Below are 21,745 nucleotides of genomic sequence, written 5' to 3'. Positions count from 1 at the left end.
TCAATATTATGTACGAAACCATTCAAACATTGCACTCTTATTTGGCCTATGTGGCCCTAGCCATACTATTTATCGCCGTAGCCAATGCCATTCTTGGCCTGGCCGGCAACAAAATGTTTACCCTGGAGAAAGACTTTCGCATTTCCCTTTTCACCCTAATAATAATTCACCTGCAGCTACTGGTGGGGTTAATTTTATATTTTGTTTCTACCAATGGGCTAAAAGCCATTCAGGAATTAGGGATGGGAGGTATGAATTCTGCGGCAAGACTATTGGCAGTGGAACATCCGTTCGTTAACATAATAGCGGTGGTTCTTATAACCATTGGTTGGTCTAGGCATAAGAAATTTATGGAGGGCAGCAAAAAGTTTAAGAGCATCGCCATCTTCTATGGTTTGGGGCTGCTATTAATATTAAGTAGGATCCCTTGGGGACCATGGTTTAACTAAATTTTTTTAAACACTATGAAATACATTTCCCAATTACAGATAATAGCGTTATTATTTTGTGCTTCATTTTGCAATGCACAGACAACACCACTTTTTAATGGATCCAATTTGGAAGGATGGACGGCGTACGGTACCGAAAAATGGTATGTGGAAGACGGCCTCCTTATTTCTGAGAGCGGACCAGACAAACAATATGGCTATTTGGCCACGGATAAGTACTATAAGAATTTTGAACTGAGCTTGGAGTTTAAACAAGAATCCAATGGCAATAGTGGTGTGTTTATCCGCTCTACTGTGGAAGGGACCAAGGTAAGCGGATGGCAGGTAGAGGTAGCACCCCAAGGCCATCATACGGGCGGCGTTTATGAATCTTACGGTAGAGGGTGGCTCATTAAACCAGATCTGGAAAAAGAGGAGGTGCTAAAAGAGGGGGAATGGAATCAAATGACCATTAAGGTGATTAACAACCAGCTTACCTCTTGGTTAAACGGTGTTGAAATGGTTACCATTGCAGATGATAAGATAGGCGCCGGGGAAGGCGCAATAGCACTGCAAATACATGATGGTGGTGGCATTAAGGTAAAGTGGCGGAATATTACTATAAAGGAACTTTAACGTGGCTTTGATGCGGCTTTGACAAGATGAATGTATACAGGAAAATGATCGCTATACCCTCCTGTATAACTCCCACCGGCATATGTTCTAAAAGGATAGCCCTTATACCGTCCACTTTGCGTGCTTAGGTAATTGGGACTAAAAACACCGGCTTTCCAAAACCGATACGAGGTATCGTTCTTTGTAATTAAATTTTCCGTGAAGTAAATCTGATCAAAAAGGTTCCAAAGGTCCCTATAGGCCAAAGAACCCACACCTTGCTTATGAAGCGATTCCATAGGATTGTAAAGATTTTTTCCTTTTAACTGGTCTTTTTTTCCATAGGTTTTCAGCACCTTTTTAAGACTATCACTGTTTGGGTCGTCATTTAAATCGCCCATACTTATTATTTTGGCACCAGGGTCTAAATAGAGTATAGAGTCTATTATACTTTTGTTTAATCGGGCAGCTGCTAATCTGTATGGCTTGCTCTTGGCTTCACCTCCGCTTCTGGAGGGCCAATGATTAACAATGCAATAAATTTTTTCGTTGTCTAGTAAACCTCCTACTACCAATTGGTCTCTCGTATAGTTGCGGAAATCGTCCTCATCAAACAATAACAATCTTCTACTAGCAAAGGATGAGGGTAAAAAGACGTCTTTTTTGTACAATAGACATACGTCTATGCCCCTTTCATCGGGTGAATCAAAGTGTACTATGCCGTAATTTTTACTTCTTAGATTGGGATGAGCTATTAAATCTTCCACAACCCTTCTATTTTCAACCTCACATAACCCTATAATACAGGGGGAAGCCCCGGTGATATCGGCGCCTATTTCTGAAATTACTCGCGAGATGTTTTCTAATTTAATTGCATATCGTTCCGCGGTCCATTTGTCTTTTCCTTCGGGTGTGCGGTCATCATCAAAAATTAATGAGTCGTTTACTGTGTCAAAAAGATTTTCAACATTGTAAAAGGCTATGGTCCTTACAGTATAAAGCTTTTGCTCTTGCGCTTGGGAGTGTATAGGCAAAAGGCATGTAAACAGAAGAATCTGGTATATCGATTTTTTGACTTTTCCACGCATCGGCCAGGTACGCTATTTTATACTTAATAATAAAATTATATAAAATATAAATATGACAAAAGATTATTCTTATAAAATATATATTTTTGCCAAATTTAAAATTGAATTGTCACCAATCTTACCGACCTACAATGAAATACGTTTGTCTCTTTTTACTGGGGCTATTTTTGTTGCCGTATCTAAATGCCCAGAATACCACTACGATCAGCATGCTTATTCTTGATGATTTCACCAAGAAGGCTGTTCTGAATGCTACCCTATCTATTGAGGGAATTTCGGGCAGCACAATTAGCGCATCAAATGGTGTGGCGGAACTTGTTGTGAATATGACAGGTGAACGGGTTTTGCATATTTCCGCTCCTGATTATCTAGAAAATAGAATCCCAATCTTTCTTGAAGGTAAAACCTTGGATTTGGGAACCATTTATTTATCTCGTGATATTACTTTGGAAAAAACTGAAAACCTCATCAGTTTAACAGAGGCCGATTTTTCGGAGGACGAAAACCCCGCATATGTTCTTGGACTTTTACAGGCAACCAAGGACGTATTTCTAAATAGGGCGGCTTTTGATTTTGGACAGGCATTTTTTAGGGTACGGGGTTATGGTTCCGAGCGTGGCAAGGTGTTTATAAACGGAATTCCAATGAACAAATTTTTGAACGGACGCCCGCAGTGGAACAACTGGGGTGGACTTAATGATGTAACGCGCAACCAAGAATTTAGTCATGGCTTGGGAGTTTCTGATTTTGGTTTTGGAGGTATCTTAGGGACTACAAATATAGATACAAGACCGTCCGGGTTTAGGCCAGGATTTCGCTTTTCTGCCTCAGCAGCTAACAGATCATATGCTGGCAGGCTAATGGCAACATATAATTCGGGAGTGGACCAAAATGGTTTTTCCTATAGTTTTTCGGGCTCTAGACGATGGGCCAAACAGGGTTATATGGAAGGTACCTTGTACGACGCTTATTCCTTTTTTGGAGCAGCAGAATATCGGTTTAATGCAAAAAATAGTATAGCACTTACAACTATTTTTGCTTCCAATAGGCGTGGAAGGTCTTCTGCTATTACCGAAGAGGTTTTTGATCTTGTGGGTAGAAAATATAACCCCTATTGGGGGCTTCAAAATGGCGATGCGCGTAATTCTCGGGAGCGCAAGATCCAAGAACCTATGGCCATGCTCAACTATTATTACAAGTCCAAAAAATTTAGGTTAAATACGGGGGTCGCATATCAAACGGGAATAAACGCCAGAAGTAGGCTTGGCTATTTCAATGCCCCTAACCCAGACCCAACATATTATAGAAACTTACCAAGCTTCTATGTCAATAGCCCTATTGGAGCCAATTTTGTGAGTGCTAATTTGTCCCGGGAAGGTTTCCTAGGTAATCCACAGATAAATTGGACCAATGTTTACGATGCTAACTTGTTGGCACAGGATAAGAAAGCTGCTTATATACTATATGCCGACACCACCAAGGATAGTCAACTAAGCCTTAATAGTACTGCCAATCTAACAATTGGCAATATGCTAAAAATAGATTTTGGGGTAAACTACAGGGCCCTTACTTCCGAAAATTATGCCAAAATAAATGATTTATTGGGAGCAGAATTTCATGAGGACATCGATCCATTTTCAAATACCAGAAATGATGTCAATGGGGATGTTTTAAAGAGTGACGATGCCATTTTTGGATATAACTATACCATGAATGCAAACGAAATGGGCATTTTTACCCAAATCGATATAAAACATAAAAAATGGAGCGGTTTCCTTTCCGGCGTTTATAATCAGGCCAGCTACCAACGCGAAGGACTTTTTCAGAACGAGCGGTTTTTGGAAGATTCTTTAGGAAAGGGTGAAGCGATAAGCTTTTCAAACTATGGATTAAAAACTGGGGGTACTTATAAGTTCAACGGCAGGCATTGGGTAGGTGTTGAAGCTGCATATCTTACAAAGCCCCCGGTGATGCAGCATACCTACATAAACCCTAGAGAAAATGGGCAGATAGTTCCGGAGGTGCGTAGCGAGACCATCACCAGCGCCGATATCAATTATTTTATCCGTTTACCCAAACTTAGAGGTAGGATAACAGGGTTTTATACTCAATTCCAAGATCTTACGGATGTTAATTTTTTCTTTGTAGAATCGGGAGTAGGGTCCGATTTTGTGCAGGAGGTGATTACCAATTTGAAGACCCTTCATTGGGGTTCGGAGGTGGGTCTAGAGTACCAATTGTCTTCTTCGGTGAAACTTTCGGCCGTGGCGGCCGTAGGGAAATATACTTATGCCAACAACCCTGATATAAGTATAAATTTTGATACCGCCGGGAGTGAGGAAGATTTAATTAATGTTGAAGGGACCCTTAACCTGGGAACCGCAAAAATAAAGAATTACAAACTAGCACAAGGACCACAACAAGCTTATGCCCTTGGGGTATCCTATAGAGACCCTAAATATTGGTGGGTTGCGGCAACGGCCAACTATCTTACGGACAATTATGCCAATATTGCTACCATAACCAGAACCGATAGTTTTCTTCTAGACCCAGACACCGGCGAGTTCTTTCCCAACGCCACGGAAGAAAATGTAAATCGATTACTGGCCCAAAAACCCATGGAAGATTTTTATCTATTGAATGTGATTGGTGGGAAATCTTGGTTGATAAAAGATAAATACATAAGTGTTTTTGCAAGTGTCAACAATGTATTCGATACCGTTTTTAAAACTGGCGGGTATGAGCAAAGTAGAAATGGCAATTTTGGGGAGCTGTCCCAAGATGTATTAAGTGGCCAACCTTCATTTGGCACCAAATACTGGTATGGCTTTGGGCGTACCTACTTTTTAAATGTTGCAATTAGTTTTTAAGGGAGTTCTATGAAATCGAAACAAATAATTATCTTTTTTATTTTTCTTGGTATGGGATGTGTTAAAAACCCGGATTTTGATACCCCTAAAAGTGGTTGCGTCTCAGAAATAACAGCAAATACCTCTTTTGATACCGTTAAGAATATGTATGTTGATGAGCTGATACAGATCCAAGAAGATTTGGTTATTGAAGGTTATGTAATCTCTTCGGATAGGGCAGGAAACTTTTTTGGGACCTTGTATTTACAGGATAATCCGGTAGCTCCAACAGCAGGATTTCAAATGGAGGTCGATGTTAGGGAATCGCATGTGCTATATCCAATTGGAAGCAAGATATTGATAAGATTGCAAGGTCTCTATTTGGGAAAAAGTAAGGGAGTGTTTAAGCTTGGTGGTGTTTTTGCTGCTTTTGGAAACCCTGCCGTGGGGCGTTTGCCAGGATCAAAGGTTGTGGAACATATCTTTAAGAGTTGCGATGAGCCGGTTGCTATGGAACCCTTGCCAATGAGCGTTGAACAGTTGCAAGGTGGTATGAACAACACACTGGTGGTGGTCAATGACATAGAGGTTTTAGAGGAAGAGGTAGGCCTTCCATTTGCGTATGTTGAGGAGGAAACGGAACGTACCCTAATCGATTGTGCGGACAATACCGTAAAACTTGTAAACAGTGGGTTTGCAGATTTTCGAGATGCCTTGTTGCCCAGTGGAAGTGGAAATATTACAGCGGTTTTGATAAAAGAGAACACTACGCCTAAACTTATCGTTCGAGATTTGGGAGATATTGATTTTTCTAATGAGCGATGTGCAGAATTGGTCACGGAGTTTACCTCCAACTCCATTTTTATTTCAGAATTGGCAGACCCCAATAACAATACGGGAGCCCGGTTTGTGGAACTTTATAATGCCGGGGAAGAGTCGCTTAGTTTAAATGGATGGACACTGCGCAGGTATACCAACGCCAGTACCGAAGTAAGCTCTACTATTGATTTGTCCCAATTTGTCATAGGTGTGGCAAGTACCCTGGTAATATCTCCTAATGAGAGCGAGTTTGAAACGGTATATGGTTTTGGTCCGGATGTAGGAGTTACCACAAACAGTCCGGCAGATTCCAATGGTGATGATAATTTGGAACTGGTAGATCCCTTTGGAACCGTAATCGATGCCTACGGGATTGTTGGCGAAGATGGGACAGGTACAAATCACGAATTTGAAGATGGCAGAGCGGTTAGAAAGGCGGAGGTTACCGAGGGAAGTGCTGTCTATACATTTAGTGAATGGACTATTTATAACGATTCGGGAAATGCGGGTACCATTAACAGTCCGCAAAATGCCCCGGAGGATTTTGGTCCTGGGGAGAGGTGATTAAAATTGTAGGCTCGGGGAGGATTCTCCCTTGTTATGTTTTAAACAACATGCTGGCACTTAATTTTATTTACAAGAGTTATATGAGTTCACAATCTTTAGTAGATGATTTTCGTTATTCAAATCTATTTCAAGTACGTTTATTTCATCCTTTAATTTTGGGCAATCCCCTAGGTATTCAAAGAGTTCCTCAAACATTTTTTTTGAATTATCTTTCTTTAATAGGGTGGAAGTAGATATGACCAACCCATTTTTGGCATTTTCTTTCTTAATAATATAATAGCTAAAAGTTATTGATTTGTAGAGGTTTAGATTTTCGAATCGGGTAATTTCCAAATTAAATTTTGGCGCCATAAGCCCTTTTGTTTTAATCCCTTTGTAGCATTTCTCAGTTCCATCAATACAGATTCTGACACCATCCCGAGCTTTGTAATCAGTATATTTGTCCCTACCATTTTCCTTTATGGTTTTTAGGGTGGCAACCCCACCATAGTTTTTAAGACTGGTGACATTGGATTTTAGACTTTCCAGCTCATGAAATTCAAGGGTAATGTCTCCTTTAATTTCTTTGTTTTCAATATCAAAAACAGTAGCAAGGGTGTCATAAATATTAGGAGAATTGCGTTTTTCCAGTTTAACTTCCTCCTGTTTCTTTTCCATTGCGATATCGTATTTTTTGGTCTGCATATCTCCAAGAGTATAACCGGCTATTATAATACGCTCTATTACTTTTTTTGCACTAGAAGCAGGGTCCTTTGCAAATGCGTTAAATTCAATTTTATTACCATCAAAAAGAATAATATAACCTAAATCATGCGTTGCTGTTAGAAAACCTGTAGCATCATAGACTTCGATTACCGTTCTACTAGGGTTTTCTATAGTAAGAGTTTTGTAGCTCCCCACAATAGTATCTTTCTCACCTCCTTTTACTATTTCATTACCTTTGATTTTTAGATTAAAATTCTCAACGGCTTTATACGCCTCAATATATTCTTCACGTTTTTCTTCTGCTGTTGTGCTACGTGGCCTTGACTTGGAGAAGAACTTTTTTATTTCTTCGTGATTAATGCCGTTTTTGGTTAAAAATTCATTTTTTTTAATCAAATGCCTTACAAGTGTTTTTTCCATACTGAACGATAACTTTAGACCTGTAATGTCATAATCACAATAGTAAATTTCGTTATCATCAGGTTTCATAAATTCTAGATAACTAAATTGTTTGTTGCCTTGTAGGGTTTCAACATCTTCAAAAGCCAATTGAACATTTAATATTTTATTGCCTTCAAAGTCTGTAATATTGTATTGGGTCTTTGTTATTTTTTGAACTTTGCAGACTTCTTTTTTATCAATGGATAATAATCCTTTTTTAATTTTGATATTTTGGCCACATATAGTTAGCGTGAAAAGCATAATACTTATTTCGGCAATCAGTTTCATATAATTTAGATTTAAGGTATACCGATTAAGACACAGTTCTTTTAAAAAAGTCACTTTGGGAAAGCAAGCGACCCAAAAGAATCGTTATGGGTGAGGCTAGGTTTGGAAGGGGTATGAGGTAGTTCTGCTAAGTCACGAGACTTTGAGCAGCGGGAATTCAATCTATTTTGTGAAAGTTTCTTTTATAAAGCTTCTTGTATCTAAATCAATTTCGTAACGATAATCAGCACTTTGAGCTATTAAAATATTTTCAGATTTAAAACTAACTACAGAATAGTAACCCGATAATTCATATAAGGATTTTGGAGCTCTGTCCAATTTAAATAAAAAATTTCCTTTGGAGTCATATATTGTCGTATTCTCATCCGATTCAAGATGTTTCCAATCCTCACAAACAGCAACATAACTTTCACTAATAGAAAATGACACAATTCGCCATTCTGTATTTATAACAATAAAATCTGCATCTGTATCAGATTTAAAAACCAGTGTATTTTCGTTATAATTAATTTTCATTAAAGACCAATTTCTCCAGAAAACCAAAAGCTTTGAGGTGTTTCATTTAGTTCAAATTGAATTCCACCACCATTACCCCAACCATGTTGGGTTTGTTCTTTTACGACACCTCTATAGACCCGTTTGTCTGATGGTAAATTAACATTGGTATAATGGCTTGGGGCTTCAGGAAGTGCATATTTATTTTTTATTTCTAAAGGAGTCATTATACTGCCATCCGCTTTGGTAATATCTTTTTTTCTCATAAACCAATAACTGACTTTGTTGGATAGAATAACTCCATTTTCATCTACTGATTTTTTATATACTCTGACATAATCTTCTATAGGGTTTAGTTTAACTAAAAAAACATTAAAAGTTTCATTATAGGGAGCAAATCTCCCTGCATTTGTATGATATAGGTTTCTTTGGCTTGCTGGAATACTCGATATAATCTCTTCTAAAAATTCATCTCCTGCCCTCCCCAAATCATCCAACCAAGATAAGGATTTAAGTCCTAAACGGGTAAACTCGGGCAAAAGAACCTCGGCAATATTGTTTAGGACGATACCGGTCGTTTCCGCAACCGCCTCATCGGTGAAATGGCCCGCCGCCATTGCGGGCAACAAAATATCGTCCCCCTCCCATTTGGCATGCACCGGGGCAAAGGGCCGTACGGTCCCCAATTTTTTGTATCTGGAGCTGACCGGCTCCGTTGACGGACCGGGGCCATACCTATGTGCGGTGTAGCCCACCTCATAGTTGTTTTCGGTTTTGTTATGGCCGCAAAGGCCGACGATCTTGACATCGAGCCGCTGTGGGTCGAGCACGCTATAGTGATGGATAGGGACCAAGGGGAAAGGAAGGCTTTGGTCAATTTCCGGCCTTGTCCAATTGGCCAGCCCTATTTTGGTCAAGGACCTTATATAGCCTGCAATGTATTTGGGGTCTATTCTATCAAAAAGGCCTATGTACATGCTTGGGTCGGAAACGATCTTACCGTATATGTACTTTTCATCAAAAGCGTTCATGATGTTGATGACCGCCAGATTTTCGTCCGTACCGTCATAGAGCCTCGGCAGGGAGGAAATATTACACTCCACCAATAGTTTCAGGTCTTTGTACAATTGCCTGTCCCCCAACTTTTTGGCCACCTTGGGCGGTATGGTCTCATAGATGACATCGAGGTCGTCACAGTCGTTCCCCGCCCCGGCTATTGCCCGTTCATAAACGGAAAGCGCATAGGTGTCGTCAAACTTAAAACCGAAAGTCTGTAGCAGGGCACTGTACCCCTCAAAGGATTTGGTCCAAATCTCGATTGCCGTTCCTTCTTCGTTCCCATAGTCAAAGTTCAGGTAGAACCCGGTGTGGAAAAGATCGTCCGTGTCTATCTTAAGGTTTACCCCGTTATAGGTGCCGTTGGGACCGAGGGCCAGGTCTATCGTCCCACTGCCATTGAGGTTGACGTACAACCCTATTTTCGTGCCATCCCGGGCGGTGTAATCCATTCTATGATCTTCAAGGAGAACGGTGCGTTTGTGGAAATCCCCCTTGTTGTAGTCCGCCCTGTCGTTGCCCGCCTCAACATTCTTCTTGATAAATGCGATCAGGCCATCGATATCCACCACGTCACTGATTTCCTCCTCGGAGGGGTTCTGTACCTCGTCCACCAGTTGGGAGGCAAGGTTTTGTTTTATAAGTTCGTCCCTTTCGCCATTGGCAATCTTTTCCTTCTCGCGGATAATGGCCTCTTCCACTTTTTTTCTATCGGATATGAACTGTCGGATATTGTTCTCCTGTTCTTCCGTTAGGCCGTTATCCGGATCTTCAAGATTATCTTGTAAGATCCTTATCGAGGCATCCACTTGTTGGTCAAGTTCCATTTTCTCTTTGAGGAGCGATACGATGGCCTCCAGTTGGTCGGACAATGTATCGATCACCTCTCCCAGTCCGTCCACAAACCCCTCCACACTCTCCACGTTTGCCCATTGGGGGTCATAGTCGGTGGTTACCTTCCCTGCGATCAGCTGTCCCTCGGTGTTTATGCGGATGTTCTTAAAACTTACCCGTAGGCGGGTGTCGGCCAGGTAGGGTACTATAATGTAGCCCCAGCCGGTGAACCTGCCATCGTTCATGACCACCTCCTTTACCGTTACCGGGAAGTCCCCGGCGGTAAAGACCTCGTTGATGCCGATATGGTCCAGAGGCTCCGTATCGGTGATCTCCACCCTGGGCACAAAGCCGCAGTTGTAGCCCGTGGACCCCTCTTCGGTGGGCATGGTAAAACGGGTTATGGATCCATAGGTGTACGCCGGTGCCAGCTCCGTGGGCGGGTCGCAACTGCCCCCTATTCGGAACTCGTATTCCGCCCCCGGGGAAAGGCCCTGAAGGGTGGCCCGGTCGTTCTTTGTATGTACCTCGAACCAATGGGCGCCCTCCACACCTGTCCTACGGTACTGCAGGTGGTAGGCACCGTGATCGGGGGAGTCCTGCCAGGTGATCTTTACGCTCTTGGGGCCCCGGGCCTCCGAGAGCGGAAAAAGGGGCGGGTCGCAGTCGCGCGCCATGGTAAAGTGGTAGATCTCGCTATGGCCGTTGTTCTTGAAGACGGCGTTCTCCGCAAGCCCCGTGGTGGATACCGCCCTTACCCGCCAGCCATAGGTACGCCCGGGATATAGTACGGGCCTGCCGATGGCATAGTGCAGCGTGGTGGCGAAGGTGGTCTCGCTATGGTAGTTGGGCGAGGCCAGAAAGGCCGCTTGGGGGTCCATCCCATCGTCCCACAGTTCGCGCAGCTCGAACTCGTAGGAGACGTTGATGGCGTTCACATGGCGGGGCGTCCATTGGAAGATGATGTTGGGGATGCCCCGGTCCGCTACCCGTTCTCCCCGTACCGGGATATTGGGCAGCGGGGGATCGTTGAGCAGCAGGTAGGCCGTAGTACAGCTGTTGCGCGATATGGGCCTGCCCGTGAAATGGTCGTACACCTCCCAGCAGATCCGGTACACCCCGTCGGGCAGGGGGCGGGCATATTCCCGAGGCCCTATCCCCTCAAGGTTGGCCAGCTCAAAATAGGGCGCCAGTTCCACATTGGTAAACTGTTGCAGCACGCCCCCGTTGAGGAAGATGGCGGGGGCGCCCACTACCACCTGGGCCGAGCGCACGTTGATGCCGTTGCCGTTGATATTGAGCCGTAGGCCCACCTGCCGGTTGCTCTCCCCGATATCGGTGAGCAGGAGCCTGAGCTGTAACTTGGTGCCGAGGCCCGTGGCATAGTCCCCGATCTTGCTGCTGTAGGGCGGCACCAGATTATGGCTTACCTGTACCGGGAACACTTGGGCAACGGCCATAATTGTAAAAAATAACAAGAGTGGTAGCAGACCCTTTTTAATAAAAACAATAGGTTTCCAAAGGTGTAGGTAAAAATGTAATCGCATAAGATTTAGGATCTGGTCCAATAAATAAATTCACGTTCAACATTGTGGTATCGAAAAAAAGATACCATGTCATAGGGGAGTAAAACTGGACAATGGCATCAAATGCAGGTGGGCACTGCAATGCCGTTCCGTCCAAGGGATCTAAAAAGTCTATCGAATGGTGAACGACCCCAATGGTCGGCACAATTCAAATCAATAAAATATTATAGGGGATACTTATTGGGCGGAATTCAAATGTACTAAAAAACTTACGTTTTCAAAAAAAGAGTTTAAGAGGGAAAAAATGTTATCAACAAAAAAACCACCTCTCTGTTTTAGAAAGGTGGTTTATATTTTAATTGTAAGCTATAATGCTTATTCAGAAGGAAAATTTTCATGGGCTTTAACTTCTTCCATCTGCTTTATATGGCGTTCCGTATGGCCAGACATAAAAAGTAACACCTGGTAAGCATCTATAGTACCAAATGGTAATTGGCCATAGTGGTAGCGTAACTCATCTTCGGTACTTTTTACGTATTCAATGTGTTCTGCCCGTTTGGCCGTAAAGGCTTTTAGGGTTTCTTCATGACTGCCAAATTTTCCTGTGGGTTCAAAAGATTCACGGGTTTTTACCTTCTTGCTTCTGTCGGTAATAATACCCAATAATTGCTCATCGGTCATTTTTACTTCATTGCGTTTGGCAGGATCTGCAGGGGCCTGCAAAGAACCTTGCAGCATTTGATCAAAGGCATTTTCAGAAATGGCCAAATGCTCCACGCATTCTGAGATGGACCAGGCCGTAGAATCTGGCTTAAAAGAAAGTTGGACCTCACTAAGTCCTGCTACAGTACTTAGCAAATGGTCTTGTGTCTTGCTCATTTCCTTGATGGCGAATTCCCGTTCCATATCTGTTAGTCCCGTTTCTAAAACCCCAAAACCAACGAACGCCAATAACACGATCGGTAAGATAACTTTTTTCATTTTCAATAAATTTTTCGGTTGTTACTAATTTCAATTGTTTCCTTTAACACGTAGGACGAATAAGTTAATTGATAATTGGACATTAATTAAAGTTTTTTTAAAAAGAAAAATAGAGGTGGGAGTAAAACTTTAGAAATTACGTTTGTTAAAAGGGTATTACTCAAAAAGGAGGCTGGGGTTTTTGGACAGATTTTCCAACTGTTCAAAATACTTCCCTGCGTGTCTCCCATCTGCAACGGCATGGTGCAATTGCAAGGAAAGCGGCATAAGGGTCTTTCCGTTTAACTCAAAGAACTTACCCCAGGTAATGCGAGGAACGCTGTCTGAAGGATTCTGGTGCATGGCATGTTCAAAGCCTGTAAAACTAACCCAAGGGATGGCCGATAAAAAGAGATAGTCGTCCCTGTCCTTCTCATCTTCCAAGCTGGGTTCGTTGCGCATGCGTTTGCTTTGTTCTTCTGCGGTTCTGATAAACTCTTTGGCATTCTTTTGGTAGGCCACCGTACAAAAGCTGAAAACATCTGCAACTTCGGTAAATACGGTAAACGAAGGATGTACAATACGGTGTTCCACAACCTTACCCTCGCGTATGCGCCAACGGAGTTCCGGAATGGCATTAGCGGTCTTGGCTATGAGATAAACGATACTAGGGGTAACCGGGAGTTTTTCTTTTTTAATATGGGATAAGAGTGATGTTACATCCACATTGGCCGTAATATTAAAATACGGCTTGCTCATCGAATTAAAAAACTTAAAATGCTTTTTACGATGTTCGCTTTTAAAAATAATTTCCTTCATATACTGGTAAGCATTAGGATTACGCTACTTCCTTAAGTACGTTTTTCAAATCCTGCGGGGTAAGAGGTTTTAATATATAATTACGGACTATGCTATAGTTTTTAACCTGATCTAATTCTAACGGATCTACGGAAGAACTTATTATATAGATGGTTACCTTATCCTGACCGTTATCAAGAATCTGTAAAAAGTCGTCCAAAAACTCCCAACCGTTCATTATGGGCATATTTAGATCTAGGAATATTACGGACGGCAAATTGCCTCCTTTCTTCTTTAGATTGGTAAGTCCGTCCAAGGCTTCTTGTCCATTTACATACACCATAATATCCTCGCAGAAATCTATTTGTTTCATCATACGTTTTGTGCCGTACACAAAAATAGGATCGTCATCTATGATACAGGATATCTTTATTTTATTCATTATTAACTCCTTGTTTTTGTTTCTGGGCGGTCAAAATACAATTTAAAGGTAGAACCAGCATTCACGGTACTTTCAGCAACGATCTTTCCGTTCATGGCCTCCATTTGATTTTTTGTAATGAACAGACCAATGCCCTTGGCGTCCTTGTGTTTATGAAAGGTCTTGTACATGCCAAATAGTTTTTGACCATGTCTTTTAAGATCTATCCCTAAACCATTATCACTAAAATTAACGATTATTTTATCGTCTTTTTCTTCTGTACTGATTTTTATTATTAACCTTCTGTCGGGAGAACTGTACTTTAAGCTATTGGTAAAGAGGTTAAGGAGAATACTATCCAAATAGGCAGGAACCGCGGAGATATTCATTTCTTTTTTAACATCGGTTATTAATTTGGCATCCTTATCTTTTAGTAGCACACTAACATTTTTTTGTACTTGTTTAAGGGTTTTATACAGATTTACATTTTTAACTTTTTCCAGGGCTCCAATTTTTACCTGCACCACTTCATTTAAATTGGCAACTGTTTCGTTAAGACTTTCGGAAGCGGCCAAGAGCATTTTTGTAAGGTCTTTTTCTTCTTCAGGGGCCATCTCCTGCGATAGAAATCCTGTAAGCATGGAAAGGTTACTGGCATGCGATCTAAGGTTATGGCTTACAATATGGGCAAAGTTCAGCAGATTATTGTTTTGCTCATTGGTGACCTTCATTAGTTTTCTTTGTTTTTCCTCGGCCCTTTTTATTTCGGTAATATCCCAGTTTACCCCGATCATTCTAATGGGGTTTCCATCAGCATCTCGCCGAACGGTAGATTCTGCTTTAATGTAACGTATTTCTTCACTGGGCCATACTACACGGAATTCTGTGTTAAATTCCTTTTTACCGGCTATGGCCAGTTCCACCTCTTTTTGACACCTTTCCTTATCCTCATGGTGCACGCTGGTCTCCCAGGCTTCTACTTCACCAATAAAATCACCTTTTTTAATACCGTAAAGGCTGTACATATTGTCATCCCAGATTAATGTATTTTCGGGAATTATGTATTCCCAGACACCTATATTGGTGGCTTGGGAGGCTATGGCAAATCTATCGGATACTTCCTGGTATTTTAGGGCCGCTTTCTTTTTTTCGTCAATGTCCCGAAACGTGCCAAAAAGTCTCACACATTTATTGTTTACAATTTCGGCCTCTCCTTTAGCCTCTACCCAAAGACATTTTCCGGTTGCGGTTACAATTTGCAACTCCGTATCCCATGGCTTTCCAGAACTGATGGCCTCACTTACCAAAGCTGCTATTTTTTCCCTATGTTCGCCTTCCTTATAAAAATTGATGCCTTCCTCCAAATTGGGAATATAATCAGGAGAAACTTCATGGATCTCCTTTGTTATTTCCGTCCAATACAGTTTATTGGTTATTAGGTCCATTTCCCAGCCTCCGATTCGGGCTACCCTTTTCGCTTTTAGTAAAAGCTCTTCTTTTCGTTTACTTTCTGTAATGTCTTCGGCAATGATGATCAGTCCTCCTACTTCCCCGCTGTCTTTTTTCCAAGAATTTATTTTCCACCTAAGCCATTGAAGACCACCATTTGGATGAACAAGTTTTTGGTCTTCCTCCATATTGGTGTTCCCCTTTAAGCACTTTTTATGGATTGTCTTTAGTTCTTTGGGAGTATACAGAATGATATCATAGAAAGACTTACCTAAAATATTTTGATCGGTAAGCCCAAACTGTTGCGACCAAATTTTAGAATGACCAATAAAACACAGCGTGGTATCTAAAATACAGACTGCCGTGGGCGAATCCTTTATGAGAAAGTTTATCGACAGGGTTTCCAATGTGGTGGGTTTAAATAAAGATAATACTTAATTTTTATAACGTAAGAAATTACTCGGATATTTTGAAGAACAGTATGTTGGTTACTTAAGTAAAAGAGCATGGCGGGAAAACATCTTGAAATAGATAAAAACTATTATTTAATAATATTTTAATATTGTCTGCCTATTCTTTAGGGGTTAATTTTTGTATTTTTAAACATGCTAATCTACCCGTTGAAAAGGTTATAAAACGACGGCCTAAATACATAACATCATGAAGAAAAAATTGACTACCTCTGCAGGGGCTCCGGTAACCAATAACCAGCGTTCTCAAACTGCAGGAAAAAGAGGTCCGGTCTTAATGCAAGACTACAAATTATTTGAAAAGTTGGCACATCAAAACAGAGAGCGTATCCCAGAACGTGTAGTGCATGCAAAAGGTTGGGGTGCTATGGGAACTTTTACCGTAACTAAGGACATTTCCAAATATACGCGTGCAAAGTTATTTTCTGAAGTAGGAAAGCAAACGCCCATCCTATCCCGGTTTTCAACTGTTGCAGGGGAAATGGGAGCGGCAGATACCGAAAGGGATGTACGTGGATTTTCATTAAAATTCTATACCGAAGAAGGAAACTGGGATTTGGTTGGTAATAATACCCCTGTTTTTTTTCTTAGGGATGGTTACAAATTCCCCGATTTTATACATACACAGAAAAGGCATCCTAAGACTAATTTACGTTCACCAGAGGCTATGTGGGATTACTGGTCATTATCTCCGGAAAGCTTGCATCAGGTAACCATTCTTATGTCCGATAGGGGCATTCCTATTTCTCCTATGCATATGAACGGGTACGGATCACATACTTTTAGTTTTTGGAATAATGACGGCGAACGTTTTTGGGTAAAATTCCACTTTAAGACACAACAAGGTCATAAGCATTATACAAACGAAGAAACCGCAGAAGTTATAGGGCAAACACGAGAAAAATATCAAGAAGAGCTATACGGTGCCATAGAACAAGGGAAATTTCCAAAATGGACGATGAAAGTACAGATTATGCCAGAGGCCGATGCGGAAAAAACACCCTATAATCCTTTTGACCTTACCAAGGTATGGCCTCATGCAGATTATCCTTTGATTGAAGTAGGAGAAATAGAACTCAACCAAAACCCAGAAAACTATTGGCAGTATATTGAGAATGCCGCTTATTCACCCTCCAATGTGGTTCCGGGAATCGGTTTTTCTCCAGACAAAGTTTTACAGGCAAGAATATTCTCCTATGCAGATGCTCATAGATATAGATTGGGAACCCACTACGAGGCATTGCCTGCAAATATGCCCTTAAACGAAGTAAATCATTATCATAAAGATGGTGCTATGCGCTTTTTTACCAATGATTTTGGAAATCCTGATGCTTATTACGAACCTAATACTAAAGATGGTGCCTTTGAGGACCAAAGTGTGGAAGAACCACCAATGAAAATAAATGGAGATATTATGCGATATGAAGAGAATGATACCTTCGGGGATTACAAACAACCCGGAGACCTATTCAGAATGTTCAATGCTGAACAAAAAGCGCGCCTGTATAGCAATATAGCGGCTGCAATGGACGGCGTGTCCATGGACATCATAGAAAGGCAACTTGTACATTTTGACAAGGCCGATCAGGAATATGGTGATGGTGTGCGCAAAGCCTTGGGTATTTCGCAGATGGCCGATTATTAAGAAAACATAATAACACATATTAATCAAAGACTGTCACTTCAAAAATACCTTTGGAAGTGGCAGTTTTTTTATACATTTATCCAAATGGAAAAGAGCAAGGAACTGTTTTTTAATGAAATCCGGAACGGTAATTTGGAAGCCGTGGAAGAAATTGTTAAAGATACTCCTCAGATAGTGGATACCAAGGATTCTCGTGGGTCTACACCGCTAATTTTGGCAACCTATTATGACCATAAGGATATTGCCAATTTTTTATTGGACCAGGGAGCCAAAATAGATGAAAAGGACGCTTCCGGGAATACCGCACTCATGGGTGTATGTTTTAAAGGGTTTACAGAAATTGCCAAAAGCCTAATAGAAAAAGGGGCCAATGTTAATGAGAGTAATTCCATGGGAGCAACCTGTCTTATCTATGCCGCTACATTCAATCGCGAAGAAATAGCAAAACTGTTAATAGCTAATGGCGCTGATACCCAAGCAAAGGATGCCAGGGGAAACACGGCTTTGGACCATGCAAAGATGCAGGGTATACCGGCATTGATAGCTTTGTTTGAAGCTTAACTTAATTGCACATGAATCTAAGAGAACAGTTAGAACGAATAAAGAGGATAAATGCTTTGGCAGATACGGGGTTGGTTTATTCGGATCAGGGTTATGACCGTGAGCGATATGAAGAAATAAAAGAAATAGGACTTCATATGTTGGCCGATATCACCGATCAACCCTTAGGAAAGCTAAAGGATTTTTATATGCCGGTAGAGGACTACCCAACACCCAAAGTTGATGTAAGGGGATTGGTTCTAAACTCCGAAAACGAAATATTGATGGCCCGTGAAAGCGAAGATGGCAAATGGACCATCCCAGGTGGTTGGGCAGATGTGGGGTTTACCGCATCTGAAGTAATTGTTAAGGAAATAGAGGAAGAAACAGGCTTAAATGTATCTGTAGACAGATTGTTGGCGGTATATGATAAAAAATGTCATCCCCATCCCCCACAACCTTTTTACATATATAAATTGGTATTTCTCTGTATTATCAACGACGGTGAACTAAAGCCTAGCTTCGATATTTTAGATACTGCGTTTTTTGGGATGGACAATTTACCGGAGTTATCCGAAGATAGAATACTTAAACCTCAGTTGCAACAATTGTTTAAAATGGCGATGGACAAAAACAAGGTAGTGTATTTTGATTAGAACATGTATCTAAAATGACAACTAAACTAAATGTAGCCTTAATACAGTCTTCCTTGGCCTGGGAAGCTCCACAGGAAAACAGGGATGCCTTTTCTAGGAAACTAGAGGGGCTACCACCAGAGGTAGACTTGGTGGTTTTGCCAGAGATGTTTTCTACCGGGTTTACAATGACACCCCAACATGTTGAAAGCAACGAGGGAAAAAACACCCTTGAGTGGATGATTAAAATGGCCGGCCAAAAGGGTTGTGCGTTAGTGGGCAGTTTGTCATTCGCAGAAAATGGAACCTATTCCAATAGACTTTTTTTTGTTGAGCCCAATGGGGAATACCATTTCTATGACAAACGACATACCTTTACTTTAGCGGGCGAAGACAAGGTATACCGGGCAGGTAAACAAAGGTTGATTGTGAATTACAGAGGCTTTAAGATATGTCCATTAATCTGCTACGATCTTCGTTTTCCAGTATGGGCAAGAAATACTGAATTATATGATGTAGTGCTCTATGTAGCCAATTGGCCCGAACCCAGAATAAGCGCTTGGGACACTTTGTTGAAGGCCCGCGCTATAGAGAATATGGCTTATTGCATTGGTGTAAATAGAATAGGTAGTGATGCTTTAGGACACCGTTATCCAGGACATTCGGCAGTTTATGATATGCTGGGCGAACAATTGGGGTATGCAACAAAAGAAACCATAATTTATGCCACTCTAGACAAAACCAAACTGATCGAAACACGCAAAAAATTAAACTTTTTGGCAGATAGGGACCAATTTAATTTGAAAGTATAAACGACTGTTCCAATTCCCAATTGGCCCGTACTTCTATTACTTGGGGATAATAACTTACGCGTTCTGGTTGTATTTTTTTAAGGTAGTTGCCCGTATCCCATTTTCCGTTACCATTGGTATCAAAAATAACTCGGGCCAAATATTTTAGGGGGTCAAGATTATTAAATTCGAACGTTCTGGGGATATCTGCATAGATTTCCCTAACAACCTCACCAGATTCTGTGGTAAGCTGCACAATCAAAGGGTATGTAACATTTCCGCCCAACGTTAATCTTAAATTGCCAAAATCAGCAAAACTTTTTGTAGCTAGGCGATAAGATAGTGTATCATTTTCCGTTCCGAAGAAGTCTTCCAAAGCTCCCGGTAAGATCGTTACCCCATAGCTCTCGTTAGGAGTTACCTCAAAATCGATATTAATCCTATTCTTTATTGTGTCCAAAATCGAAGTGGCACTTATATTGGTAGAATCCCTGTTGATGATTTTTATCTGGGAAGTATCTATTTTCTGTATAGGAATGTTGGCACTTAAATAAAAAGGTTCTTCAAAACCTACGGAACCACGTTGACTGGCGTTGACATTTAGCGAGTCTATACCCAATTTTCTGCTTTTTACCGTAAAAGTATCTACTACCTGATGACGATTACTACTTAATCTAAAAACAATGGAATCTGCCTTAAAAGGGGTAAACCAAAAGTTTAGGGAATCTTTATCTTGCTCTTTGGCAATAAGGGTACGCACAGTATCCGGAATGGTGGTCAAAGGCGCTATCTCAATATCCGCCCCATCACCCTGATATCCAAAAATTATCTTGTTCTTGGCTGCAAATGTGGGAACCGAAAAACTAAAGTCTGGTATTTCTTTAAACAAGGTCAAAAGAAAAATAGAATCCGTGGGTAAGAATACCGTGTCCCTAAGAAAGGCAATTTTATCCGTTTTTTGATCAAAGACGTTATTTTTGGCCTCGTCTTTCACGGCTAGCATAGCATATTTGCCAGCTTTAAGGTTATTTAACTGAAAAATAGTGGTACTATCCAAAGTGTTCGTAATGTAATTGGGAGGATTTGTATAAACGGTAGAATCCGTGTAGGCACTATCAATTTCGTATAACATTACACTGATAAAGGTATCGGCAGACTTATTAAAAGCATCTTTTACCACCCCGGTAAGCGAAAGGGAATCGATATAATCACCGGTAGAAAAAACATAGGTTAAATAACTGTTAGGATTTCCTTCATTGTTATCTACGATGCTTTGCCCAAAATTAAGGGTGTATGTGGTATTTTCTTTTAAAGTGTCTTTCAGGGTAATTTCCACATATTTATTGGCAGACCCCTGAGGCGTAATTATTGGGGTATATTTTAAGGGGGGAGATACTATAAGCTGGTTTTGAACGTCCTCTAGCTTTACATATTCATCAAAATACAGTTTTATCTTCTTTTCTTTAAAGTTGATTGTCATGTTTTCCGGGTCGGCCCTTACCAGCTGCGGAGGAGTAACATCCTTGGGGCCACCAGTAGGATTGCCACGTCTGGCACATTGAAGAAAAGCCAGTACCATAAACACTAAAAAAAGATATCCTAGAATGCGTTGAACCATGGTAAACCTAAAGTATGAGAGCAAAGAAACGACTATTTTACAGAATTGTAAAATTAGGGTACAACGGCCATGGAAACAACATAAATATTAACATCATCGGCGCTTTTCAATGCTCTACCGCAAGCCTCTATAGTAGCGCCGGTAGTAATAACATCATCAACTAAAAGTACGTTCTTGCCTTTTAAAAGCTGAGGATCGGATAGTATATAGAGATCCCTGTCGTTTTGCCATCTAAATGTACGACCCTTACCAGTTTGGGTCTTGGTATTTGCCGTTTTTATCAATAAATCATCAATATACCGGGCATTGATATAATGAGCCAAGAGCTCTGCAAAGTGACTTACCTGATTATACCCCCTTTTTCTTAGTTTTTTCCAATGCAAGGGTACCGGTACTACTAAGTCTATTTGGTTAAGGGTACCGGTCTCTGCTAAAATTTGACCATACCAGTTGCCTAAAAAAGACCCAATTTGTGGCTGATTTTTATACTTTAAGTAGTGAATTAACGTTTTTACTATCCCTTTTTCGGAGTAAAACAGGAAGGAATTTGCCTTTTTTATGTTAATTCTTCCGTAAAAAATGCGATCAATTGGGTTTTCATCGATAAAATTGTACTCGGTGAGTGGTAGCTGATTCCGACAAAGTGTACATAATAATCGTTCACCTCTACGCAAGTGTGCATTACATCCAAAACATACCTGTGGCAG

18 protein-coding genes are annotated in these 21,745 nt (G+C 41.1%); 8 read left to right on the top strand and 10 right to left on the bottom strand.

The annotated features are described in order from the left end of the window. Window positions 1-8: 8 nt before the first annotated feature. Together ACEQ81_RS01680 and ACEQ81_RS01675 are read left to right on the top strand one after the other, a co-directional pair. A complete protein-coding gene (locus ACEQ81_RS01680) occupies window positions 9-449 on the top strand; it encodes a hypothetical protein (RefSeq protein ID WP_411029109.1) in 441 nt (146 codons plus the stop codon). Between the two features lie 15 nt (window positions 450-464). Beyond that, complete coding sequence (locus ACEQ81_RS01675; protein WP_411029108.1) at window positions 465-1,064, top strand: DUF1080 domain-containing protein; 600 nt, start codon at window positions 465-467, stop codon at window positions 1,062-1,064. Here ACEQ81_RS01675 and ACEQ81_RS01670 read toward each other — a convergent pair. Further along, window positions 1,061-2,131 (bottom strand): endonuclease/exonuclease/phosphatase family protein, encoded by a 1,071-nt coding sequence (locus tag ACEQ81_RS01670; RefSeq protein WP_411029107.1) that lies wholly within the window; start codon window positions 2,129-2,131, stop codon window positions 1,061-1,063. The two genes, ACEQ81_RS01675 and ACEQ81_RS01670, sit on opposite strands and share 4 nt — an antisense overlap. A gap of 131 nt (window positions 2,132-2,262) precedes the next feature. Between ACEQ81_RS01670 and ACEQ81_RS01665 the strand changes: the two genes are divergently transcribed. Continuing rightward, window positions 2,263-5,001 carry a TonB-dependent receptor gene (locus tag ACEQ81_RS01665; RefSeq protein ID WP_411029106.1) on the top strand — a complete coding sequence of 913 codons (2,739 nt, stop codon included), beginning with the start codon at window positions 2,263-2,265 and terminating at the stop codon, window positions 4,999-5,001. A 9-nt stretch (window positions 5,002-5,010) separates the two neighbouring features. Next, window positions 5,011-6,363: a DUF5689 domain-containing protein gene (locus ACEQ81_RS01660; protein WP_411029105.1), complete on the top strand. Its 1,353-nt coding sequence runs from the start codon at window positions 5,011-5,013 to the stop codon at window positions 6,361-6,363. A gap of 66 nt (window positions 6,364-6,429) precedes the next feature. Here the strand turns inward: ACEQ81_RS01660 and ACEQ81_RS01655 are convergent, their stop codons facing one another. From ACEQ81_RS01655 to ACEQ81_RS01625, 7 genes are all read right to left on the bottom strand, one after another. After that, entirely contained in the window at window positions 6,430-7,800 is a 1,371-nt protein-coding gene (locus ACEQ81_RS01655) for a hypothetical protein (protein WP_411029104.1), read from the bottom strand. Between the two features lie 162 nt (window positions 7,801-7,962). Next, window positions 7,963-8,316, bottom strand: coding sequence for a hypothetical protein (locus ACEQ81_RS01650; protein WP_411029103.1), 354 nt, complete (start codon window positions 8,314-8,316; stop codon window positions 7,963-7,965). Next, the gene (locus ACEQ81_RS01645) at window positions 8,316-11,732 is read right to left on the bottom strand and encodes a fibronectin type III domain-containing protein (RefSeq protein ID WP_411029102.1); all 3,417 of its coding nucleotides are present in this window, start codon (window positions 11,730-11,732) and stop codon (window positions 8,316-8,318) included. Before ACEQ81_RS01645 ends, ACEQ81_RS01650 begins: the two co-directional genes overlap by 1 nt. A 354-nt stretch (window positions 11,733-12,086) precedes the next feature. Continuing rightward, complete coding sequence (locus tag ACEQ81_RS01640; protein WP_411029101.1) at window positions 12,087-12,692, bottom strand: DinB family protein; 606 nt, start codon at window positions 12,690-12,692, stop codon at window positions 12,087-12,089. Window positions 12,693-12,848: 156 nt separating this feature from the next. Then, entirely contained in the window at window positions 12,849-13,490 is a 642-nt protein-coding gene (locus ACEQ81_RS01635; RefSeq protein ID WP_411029100.1) for a CatA-like O-acetyltransferase, read from the bottom strand. Window positions 13,491-13,509: 19 nt separating this feature from the next. After that, a complete protein-coding gene (locus ACEQ81_RS01630; RefSeq protein WP_411029099.1) occupies window positions 13,510-13,911 on the bottom strand; it encodes a response regulator in 402 nt (133 codons plus the stop codon). Window positions 13,912-13,913: 2 nt separating this feature from the next. Beyond that, window positions 13,914-15,746 (bottom strand): PAS domain-containing protein, encoded by a 1,833-nt coding sequence (locus ACEQ81_RS01625; protein WP_411029098.1) that lies wholly within the window; start codon window positions 15,744-15,746, stop codon window positions 13,914-13,916. A 250-nt stretch (window positions 15,747-15,996) separates the two neighbouring features. On the opposite strand from ACEQ81_RS01625, the gene ACEQ81_RS01620 reads away from it, so the two are divergent. The 4 genes from ACEQ81_RS01620 (at window position 15,997) to ACEQ81_RS01605 (ending at window position 19,441) form a co-directional block, all read left to right on the top strand. Beyond that, the gene (locus ACEQ81_RS01620) at window positions 15,997-17,454 is read left to right on the top strand and encodes a catalase (RefSeq protein ID WP_411030356.1); all 1,458 of its coding nucleotides are present in this window, start codon (window positions 15,997-15,999) and stop codon (window positions 17,452-17,454) included. A gap of 84 nt (window positions 17,455-17,538) precedes the next feature. Continuing rightward, a complete protein-coding gene (locus ACEQ81_RS01615) occupies window positions 17,539-18,015 on the top strand; it encodes an ankyrin repeat domain-containing protein (RefSeq protein WP_411029097.1) in 477 nt (158 codons plus the stop codon). An 11-nt stretch (window positions 18,016-18,026) separates the two neighbouring features. Further along, on the top strand, window positions 18,027-18,650 hold the full coding sequence (locus ACEQ81_RS01610) for an NUDIX hydrolase (protein WP_411029096.1): 624 nt from the start codon (window positions 18,027-18,029) through the stop codon (window positions 18,648-18,650). Between the two features lie 14 nt (window positions 18,651-18,664). Next, window positions 18,665-19,441 carry an amidohydrolase gene (locus tag ACEQ81_RS01605; protein ID WP_411029095.1) on the top strand — a complete coding sequence of 259 codons (777 nt, stop codon included), beginning with the start codon at window positions 18,665-18,667 and terminating at the stop codon, window positions 19,439-19,441. Here ACEQ81_RS01605 and ACEQ81_RS01600 read toward each other — a convergent pair. Both ACEQ81_RS01600 and ACEQ81_RS01595 read right to left on the bottom strand, forming a co-directional pair. Beyond that, window positions 19,425-21,062: an Ig-like domain-containing protein gene (locus ACEQ81_RS01600; RefSeq protein ID WP_411029094.1), complete on the bottom strand. Its 1,638-nt coding sequence runs from the start codon at window positions 21,060-21,062 to the stop codon at window positions 19,425-19,427. The genes ACEQ81_RS01605 and ACEQ81_RS01600 overlap by 17 nt on opposite strands. A gap of 29 nt (window positions 21,063-21,091) precedes the next feature. Continuing rightward, window positions 21,092-21,712, bottom strand: a complete 621-nt coding sequence (locus ACEQ81_RS01595; RefSeq protein ID WP_411029093.1) for a ComF family protein — start codon at window positions 21,710-21,712, stop codon at window positions 21,092-21,094. Between the last annotated feature and the right edge of the window lie 33 nt (window positions 21,713-21,745).

This window comes from Spongiimicrobium sp. 3-5, from assembly GCF_046557915.1.
Classification (GTDB): domain Bacteria; phylum Bacteroidota; class Bacteroidia; order Flavobacteriales; family Flavobacteriaceae; genus JBHEBG01.
The sequence above is the reverse complement of the archived record's forward strand: the minus strand, read 5'-3'. Positions and strand labels throughout refer to the sequence as shown.

Excerpts from the sequence above, each read along its gene's own strand:
- ACEQ81_RS01635 (WP_411029100.1), bottom strand. The coding sequence starts at position 13,490 with ATGAAGGAAATTATTTTTAAAAGCGAACATCGTAAAAAGCATTTTAAG.
- ACEQ81_RS01615 (WP_411029097.1), top strand. The coding sequence starts at position 17,539 with ATGGAAAAGAGCAAGGAACTGTTTTTTAATGAAATCCGGAACGGTAAT.
- ACEQ81_RS01680 (WP_411029109.1), top strand. The coding sequence starts at position 9 with ATGTACGAAACCATTCAAACATTGCACTCTTATTTGGCCTATGTGGCC.
- ACEQ81_RS01630 (WP_411029099.1), bottom strand. The coding sequence starts at position 13,911 with ATGAATAAAATAAAGATATCCTGTATCATAGATGACGATCCTATTTTT.
- ACEQ81_RS01605 (WP_411029095.1), top strand. The coding sequence starts at position 18,665 with ATGACAACTAAACTAAATGTAGCCTTAATACAGTCTTCCTTGGCCTGG.
- ACEQ81_RS01645 (WP_411029102.1), bottom strand. The coding sequence starts at position 11,732 with ATGCGATTACATTTTTACCTACACCTTTGGAAACCTATTGTTTTTATT.
- ACEQ81_RS01650 (WP_411029103.1), bottom strand. The coding sequence starts at position 8,316 with ATGAAAATTAATTATAACGAAAATACACTGGTTTTTAAATCTGATACA.
- ACEQ81_RS01655 (WP_411029104.1), bottom strand. The coding sequence starts at position 7,800 with ATGAAACTGATTGCCGAAATAAGTATTATGCTTTTCACGCTAACTATA.
- ACEQ81_RS01670 (WP_411029107.1), bottom strand. The coding sequence starts at position 2,131 with ATGCGTGGAAAAGTCAAAAAATCGATATACCAGATTCTTCTGTTTACA.
- ACEQ81_RS01675 (WP_411029108.1), top strand. The coding sequence starts at position 465 with ATGAAATACATTTCCCAATTACAGATAATAGCGTTATTATTTTGTGCT.
- ACEQ81_RS01660 (WP_411029105.1), top strand. The coding sequence starts at position 5,011 with ATGAAATCGAAACAAATAATTATCTTTTTTATTTTTCTTGGTATGGGA.
- ACEQ81_RS01610 (WP_411029096.1), top strand. The coding sequence starts at position 18,027 with ATGAATCTAAGAGAACAGTTAGAACGAATAAAGAGGATAAATGCTTTG.
- ACEQ81_RS01665 (WP_411029106.1), top strand. The coding sequence starts at position 2,263 with ATGAAATACGTTTGTCTCTTTTTACTGGGGCTATTTTTGTTGCCGTAT.
- ACEQ81_RS01640 (WP_411029101.1), bottom strand. The coding sequence starts at position 12,692 with ATGAAAAAAGTTATCTTACCGATCGTGTTATTGGCGTTCGTTGGTTTT.